The sequence below is a fragment of the Streptomyces sp. NPDC091377 genome, assembly GCF_044757045.1.
GTDB lineage: Bacteria > Actinomycetota > Actinomycetes > Streptomycetales > Streptomycetaceae > Streptomyces.
In genome coordinates this window covers 1-8,087 of sequence record NZ_JBIVUE010000048.1, presented here as the reverse complement: position 1 = coordinate 8,087, position 8,087 = coordinate 1, and the positions used below count along the sequence as shown (strand labels likewise).

Below are 8,087 nucleotides of genomic sequence, written 5' to 3'. Positions count from 1 at the left end.
ACCACCACACCATCACCCACCACCACCAACGCACCCGCATCCACCCCCACCCACCCACCAAACAAATCCAACACCGAACCCACACCACCACCACCCACCACAACACCCTCAACCCCCGCACCACTCCACTCACTCAGCAGCAGTGCGCGCTCGTCGGGGCCGAGGATCTCCACGGCGGCCAGACGGAGTGCGGGGTCCGCGGTCACCGACTCCAGGACTCGCGCCCACCGCTCGACCAGGGCCTCGACGGAGCGGGCGTCGAACAGGTCCGCCGACCCGATGACGGCACCGCGCAGTCCGGCGGGGTTCCCGTGTTCGTCGTACGCCTCCGCGATCATCACATCGAGGTCGTACTTGGCGGAGGCGGCGGTGGCGGCCTCGGCCCCCGCGACGGCGCCGGCCGGCACTCCGGGCATCTCCACCGCGGTCCGCTCGGCGTTCTGCAAGGTCAAGGCCACTTGGAACAGGGGGTGGCGGGACATCGAGCGTTCGGGGGCGAGTTCCTCGACCAGTCGCTCGAAGGGCACGTCCTGGTGCGCCCAGGCGCCCAGGCTCGCCTCCCGCACCCGCTCCAGGACCTGCCGGAACTCCGGGTTCCCGGAGAGGTCCGTACGGATCACGAGGGTGTTGACGAAGAACCCGACCAGGTCGTCCAACGCCTCGTCGTTGCGGCCGGCGACACCGCAACCGACGGGAATGTCGGTTCCGGCACCCAGCCGTGACAGGGTGACCGCGAGCGCGGCCTGCATCACCATGAACACCGTGACGCCCTCGGCGCGCGCGATGTCCACGACCCGCTGGTGCACTTCGGCGGGCACCCGCAGCGGAATCTGGTGTCCTTGGTGGCTGGTCACCATGGGACGCGCGCGGTCGGCGGGCAGCGCCAGTTCCTCCGGTGCGCCGGACAGGGCCTGCCGCCAGTACTCCACCTGTGCGTTCAGCAGGCTGTCGGGGTCGGACGAGTCGCCCAGCAGTTCCCGCTGCCAGATGGCGTAGTCGGTGTACTGCACGGGCAGCGGGGTCCAGTCGGGGGCTTCGCCGCGCAGCCGTGCCGCGTACGCGGTGGACAGGTCGCGTCCCAGGGGGCCCATCGACCAGCCGTCACTGGCGATGTGGTGCATCACCACCACGAGCACCTTCTCGTCCGGGCCGGCCTCGAACAGCCAGGCCCGGACGGGCGGTTCGGACGACAGGTCGAAGGCGTGCCGCGAGGCCCGGCTCACCGCGTCGGCCATGTCCTCGCGGGTGACCTGGGTCACCTCCAGCGCCCAGTCCAGGTCCCGCGGGTCAAGGATCCGCTGATACGGCTCACCGTCGACCACGGCGAAGACCGTCCGCAGCGATTCATGCCTCGTGATCACATCCCGCAGTGCCTCGTCGAGCACGACGGCGTCGGCACCGTTCACCCGGATCGGCACCGGGATGTTGTACGTCGGGTTGGGCCCTTCGAGCTGGCCCAGGAACCACAGGCGCCGCTGCGCGAACGACAGGGGTACCCGCTCGGGCCGCTCGGCCACCGCGCGCAGGGGTGTACGGGCCTGCTCGGTGCCTTGGGCGAGTCGGGCCGCCAACCGTGCCACCGTGGGCGCCTCGAACAGGGCCCGGACCTCGACCTCCACGCCCAGCACCACGCGGATCCGTGATGTCAGGCGGACCGCCAGCAGGGAGTGGCCGCCGAGGCGGAAGAAGTTGTCCTCCACTCCGACCGTGTCCAAGCCGAGGACGTCGGCGAACAGGGTGCACAGGATCTCCTCCTGCACCGTCGCCGGGGCCCGCCCCTCACCCGTGGTGAACTCGGGCGCGGGCAGCGCCTTGCGATCGAGCTTTCCGTTCACCGTCAGCGGCAGCTCATCAAGCGGCACGAAGACCGCCGGCACCATGTACTCCGGCAACCGCGACGCCACCAGCTCCCGCAGCCCCTCCACGTCCTGGACCGACGGCACGACGTACGCGACCAGGGCTCCATCACGGGCCACCACAGCCGCTTGGGTCACCGCGGGGTGACTCAGCAGCACGGTCTCGACCTCACCGGGTTCGACCCGGAACCCACGCACCTTTACCTGATCATCGGCACGACCACCGAACAGCAACCGCCCGTCCGCAGTCCACCGCGCCAGGTCACCCGTCCGATACATCCGCCGCCCCGCATCGAACGGGGATGCCACGAACCTCTCACCGGTCAGCCCCGGACGATTCACATAGCCACGGGCCAGCCCCGTACCCGCGACATACAGCTCACCCGTCACACCCACCGGCACCGGCTCAAGCGCCTCATCCAGCACATACATCCGCGTGTTGAGGTTCGGCCGACCGATCGACGGCTCATCACCAGGAGCCAGCGGCTCCGACATCGACGCACACACCGTCACCTCCGTCGGACCATACGCATTCACCAGACGACGCCCCGCACCCCACCGCTCCACCAGCCTCGCGTCCAGTGCCTCACCCGCCGACACCAACGTCGTCACCGACCCGAGGTCCCCGTCCTCCAACGCCCCCAGCACCGCAGGCGGCAACGTCACATGCGACACCCCATGACGCGCCACCACACCCGCCACACCACCACCCGAATCCAGCTCCTCCACCGAACCCACCACCAACACCCCACCCGCACACAACGTCACCCACACCTCAGAAACCGCCGCATCGAACCCCACCGACGCGAACTGCAACACCCGAGCATCCGGGCTCACCGCAAACCGCTCACCCTGAGCCACCACCAGATTCACCAGCCCCGCATGCGAGACCGCCACACCCTTCGGCACCCCCGTCGAACCCGACGTATAAATCACATACGCCAGATCACCGGCGACACCCGGCGCGGAAGAAGACTCACCCGGCTGGTCCAGCTCCTCCGGACTGACCACCACACCCACACCCGCATCCGCGAGCATGAAATCGATGCGGTCACCCGGCAGCGCGGTGTCGATCGGCAGATACGCAGCCCCCGCCTTCCACACACCCAAAATCCCCGTCACCATCTGCGGACCACGCGGCAACCTCAAGCCGACAACCGACTCCGGCCCAACACCCTGCCCTCGCAGATAGTGCGCCAGCCGATTCGCCGCCGCATCCAGATCGCCGTACGACAGCTCACCGTCCTCACTCACGACCGCCACCGCACCCGGAACCTGAGCAGCCCGCCGCTCGAACAGCTCCACCACCGACCCACCCGGCACCGCCGCCGCCGTGTCATTCCACTCGCCGAGCATCCGGTCGCGTTCAGCGGCGTCGAGAACGAGGACCCGATCAAGCGCGGTGTCGGGGCCGCCGTCGAGTGCGAGAGTCAGGGCGCCGAGCATGTTGTCCAGCGTGGTCTCCAGCAGGCGGCCCACTGCTGTCGCGTCGATGGGCGCGACCGCTGCCACGGTGAAGCCGATGTGCTCCGGTCCCAGATCGTTCACGGCCACGGTCAGCGGATAGTTGGTCCGCTCCCGGACAAGGACGTTGCGGATGCCTTCGATCGGCTGCTGTTCCACGGCCCCTTCGCCGCCCGTGCGCGGATCTGCGTGCCGGTAGTTGAAGAGCGAGGTGAACAGGGGGGTGTTCTCCGTGATGCCGCTGGCCTGCTGCGCGACGGCCAGAGGTGCGTGCTCGTGCTCCAGGAGCGCCGCCAACTGGTCCCGCATCAGCTCGATCGCCGCGCGTGCGCCGACCTGGGAGGTACGGACACGTACCGGGAGGGTGTTGATGAACAGGCCGAGCGCCTGGTCGGCGCCTTCGCCGGCGTTCATCCGTCCGAACAGCACCGTCCCGAACACCACGTCGTCCCGGCTGGACAGCACCGCCAGAACTCGCGCCCACACCACATGCAGTACGGTCGCCGCGCTGACGCCGAGCCCTCGTGCCACGTCCCGCAGTCGGACCGCCAGCTCGGCCGGCACCGTGACCATCTCAGTCACGGCGCCGCTGCCGTCCCCATGCACGTCCAGGGCCCCGAAGGGTGCGGTCGGCTCGGTCACATCAGCCAGCAGTTCGGCGAAGAACCGTTCGTGTTCCTCCCTCGGGACCGCGCGGGTCTGTGCCACGAAGTTCCGGAACGGTGCCGCTGGGGCCAGCCGATCCGCCTGTCCGACAAGGACCGCGCGCAGTTCCCGCATCAGCACATCGGTGCCCATGTGGTCCTCGACCATGTGGTGGATCCGGATCAGTCCCAGCCAGCGGCCCCCGGCGACCTCGGCCACATGCAGATCCATCAGGGGGGCACGCCCCAGATCCATCACCAGTCCGCCGGCGTTCATCAGGGCGTCCACGTAACGGGCGGGCTCGGTGGACTCCACGTCGAGGACGTGCACGACGATCGGCAGCTCCGCCTGCCGCCAGACCACCTGCACCGGCTCCGGCAGACCTTCCCACACCACGGCCGTCCGGTAGATGTCGTGCCGTTCCACCACCTGCCGCAGCGCGCCCGCGAACTCATCCAGGCGGGCCCTCGTGGTGAACTCCACGAGGCGGACCGTCACGTAGGCATCGGCTCCGCCGGCCGCCATGAGGTGATGGAAGAACATGCCTTCCTGCAAGGGCGCGAGCGGGTACACGTCGGCGATGTTCGCCGCGCCGCCGTCGACCGCCGCGGCCACTCGGTCGATCTCAGCTTGAGACAGTTCTACGAGCGGCAGCATCTCGGGGGTGATCCGCTCGGCCCCGGCCGGGATCAGGTTGTCCGGTACCTCCACCGACTCGGCTCCCGCCGTACCGGCGAGTCCGGCGGGGGTGGGCGTCTCGAACAGCGCCCGCACCGAGACCGACACTCCGCGGGCACGCAGGCGCTCGACAAGTGACACTGCCAGGAGGGAGTGTCCGCCGAGCTGGAAGAAGTTGTCGTCGACCCCGACCGCGTCCAGGCCCAGCACCTCGGCGAAGACGGCGCACACGATCTCTTCACGCACTGTGGCCGGGGCCCGACCCGTGCCCGTGGCGTACTCCGCCGCGGGCAGCGCCTTGCGGTCCAGCTTTCCGTTGGCGGTCAGCGGCAGCTCGTCCAGCGTCACGAACGCGGCGGGCACCATGTACTCCGGCAGCCGTGCCGCCACCAGCTCCCGCAGCCCGCCCACATCTTGCGCCGACGGCACGACATACGCCACCAGAGCACCCTCGCGGGCGACCACAGCGACCTGCGTCACCTCGGGGTGGGCCAGCAGCACGCTCTCGATCTCACCCGGCTCCACCCGGAACCCACGTACCTTCACCTGATCGTCCGCCCGCCCGGCGAACACCAACTGCCCGTCGGCCGTCCACCGCGCCTGGTCACCGGTCCGGTACATCCGCTGCCCGGCATCGAACGGAGACGCAACAAACCGCTCACCGGTCAGCCCCGGACGATTCACATAGCCGCGGGCCAGCCCCGTACCCGCCACATACAGCTCGCCGGTGACACCGACCGGCACCGGCTGAAGACCGTCGTCCAGCACATAAAGCCTGGTGTTAGCGATCGGCCGCCCGAACGGCACCGGCCCCGGACGGTCAGCGTCCACCGTCTCGGCCGCCACCATCACCGTCGCCTCGGTCGGCCCATACGTGTTCACCAGCCGCCGGCCCACCGACCAGCGCCCTGCCGCAGCCTCACTGATCGCCTCGGCACCGACCAGCAGCGTCTCCACCTGAGCCAGATCCTCCGGCTCCAGCACACCCAACAGTGACGGCACCACACTGGCAGCCCGGACACCTGTCAGCTCAGCCAGCCGACGAGGCTCCTCCCGCTGCCCCTCACTCGCGATCCACAGCGCAGAACCCGACGACAACGCCACCGCCACATCCAGCACCGACGCGTCGAAGCTGAACGACGAGAACTGCAACACACCCACACCCGGACCCGCACCCATCATGGGGCCGAACACCGACACCAGATTCGCCAACGAACCGTGCGAGACCGCCACACCCTTCGGCGTCCCCGTCGAACCCGACGTGTAGATGACGTACGCCAGATCACCGGCAACAGCGGGTGCGGAGGACGGCTCACCCGGCTGCTCCAGCTCCTCCGGACCCACCACCACACCCACACCCGCATCCGCGAGCATGAAATCGATACGGTCACCCGGCAACGCGGTGTCGATCGGCAGATACGCCGCCCCCGCCTTCCACACACCCAAAATCCCGGTCACCATCCCGGCACCACGCGGCAACCTCAGGCCCACCACCGACTCCGGCCCAACACCCTGCCCCCGCAGATAATGCGCCAGCCGATTCGCCGCCGCATCCAGATCGCCGTACGACAGCTCAGCACCCTCACTCACCACCGCCACCGCACGAGGAGCCTCAGCCACCCACCGCTCGAACAACTCGACAACAGTGCCCTCGGCACCCTCGGCAGCCGTGTCGTTCCACCGCTCCAGCACCGATTCACGCTCGCCGGCATCCAGCACATCCACGGCGCGCAGGCGGATGTCAGGTACCGAGGTCACCGCTTCCAGAACCCGCAGCCACCGCTGAACCATCACCTCGGCCGAACCCACGTCGAACAGATCCGCCGACGCTGTCAGGGCACCGCGCAATCCGGCGGGGCCGCCGTGGTCGTCAAGTGTCTCGCCCACGATCACATCGAGGTCGAACTTCGCGGACACCGTGGTCGGACGTTCACCGGTGGGCTGCTCCAGCCCGGCACCCTCGACGTTCTGCACGGTGAACATGACCTGGAACAGGGGGTGCCGTGCCAAGGACCGCTGCGGGGCCAGTTCCTCCACCAGGCGTTCGAAGGGCACATCCTGGTGGGCCAGCGCCCCGAGGCTCGCCTCCCGTACCCGGCCCAGCACCTCACGGAACTCCGGGTCGCCGGAGAGGTCGTTCCGAATCACCAGGGTGTTGACGAAAAAGCCGACCAGATCGTCCAGTACCTCATCGGTACGGCCCGCCACCGCCGAACCCACCGGGACGTCCGTGCCGGCGCCGAGCCGGAACAGCGTGACCGCCAGGGCGGCCTGCAACGCCATGAACACGGTCACGCCTTCGGCCCGCGCGAGTTCTACCAGCCTCTGATGCACCTCGGCCGACACCTGCAGCGGTACCCGGTGGCCGACATGACCCGCGACCGTCGGACGCCGCCGGTCCGCCGGGAGAACCAGTTCCTCCGGGGCCCCGGCCAGTGTCCGGCGCCAGTACTCGACCTGTTCCGACAGGAGGCTCTCCGGGTCGGACTCCTCCCCCAGCAGCTCGCGCTGCCACAGCGCGTAGTCCGCGTACTGCACCGGCAGCGGCTCGAACGCCGGCGCCTCACCGCGCGACCGGGCCGCGTACGCGGTGTCGACATCACGTCGTAACGGACCCATGGACCAGCCGTCTCCGGCGATGTGGTGCACCACCACGACCAGCACACGTACATCCGGCTCCGCCTCGAACAGCCAGGCCCGGACGGGCAGTTCGGAGGCCAGGTCGAAGCGGTGTTGCGTGGCCCGCGCCACGGCGTCCGGCAACTGCGCGGGGTCCACACGGTTGACCTGGAGTTCCCAGTCCAGGTCCCGCGGGCCGAGGATGTGCTGGTAGGGCTCGCCGTCCACCACGGGGAAGACGGTACGCAGCGACTCGTGCCGGGCGATGACATCGCGCAGCGCCATGTCCAGTACGGCGGTGTCGACGTCGCCGTTCAGCCGCATGGTCGTCGGCAGGTTGTAGAGGGCGTTGGGTCCTTCGAGTTGGGCGAGGAACCACATGCGTCGCTGCGCGAACGACAGCGGTACCCGCTCCGGCCGCTCGACGGCGGCCCGCAACTCCTGTCGCGCACCTTCCGTGACGCCTCCGGCCAGCCGGACGGCGAGCCCGGCCACCGTCGGCGCCTCGAACAGTGTCCTCAGCGAGAGTTCCACGCCGAGCACAGTCCGGATCCGCGACATGAGCCGGACGGCGAGCAGGGAATGCCCGCCCAGGTCGAAGAAGCTCTCATCGACTCCGACGGAGGCAACGCCGAGGATCTCGGCGAAGGCGCCGCAGAGCAGTTCCTCCTGGACGGTGTGGGGGCGTCGTCCCTCACCCGCGCTGTACGACGGTGCCGGCAACGCCTTGCGGTCCAGTTTGCCGTTCACGGTCATCGGTAGCGCGTCCACCACCACGAACGCCGACGGCACCATGTACTCCGGCACCCGCGACGCAACAAACTC

The 8,087-nt window shown here is 69.1% G+C and carries 1 protein-coding gene; it reads right to left on the bottom strand.

Features of this window, described 5'->3' with window-relative positions:
• On the bottom strand, positions 1 to 8,069 hold an 8,069-nt coding region (locus tag ACIQNG_RS38985), incomplete at its 3' end, for an amino acid adenylation domain-containing protein (RefSeq protein ID WP_401491976.1).
• Positions 8,070 to 8,087 lie beyond the last annotated feature (18 nt).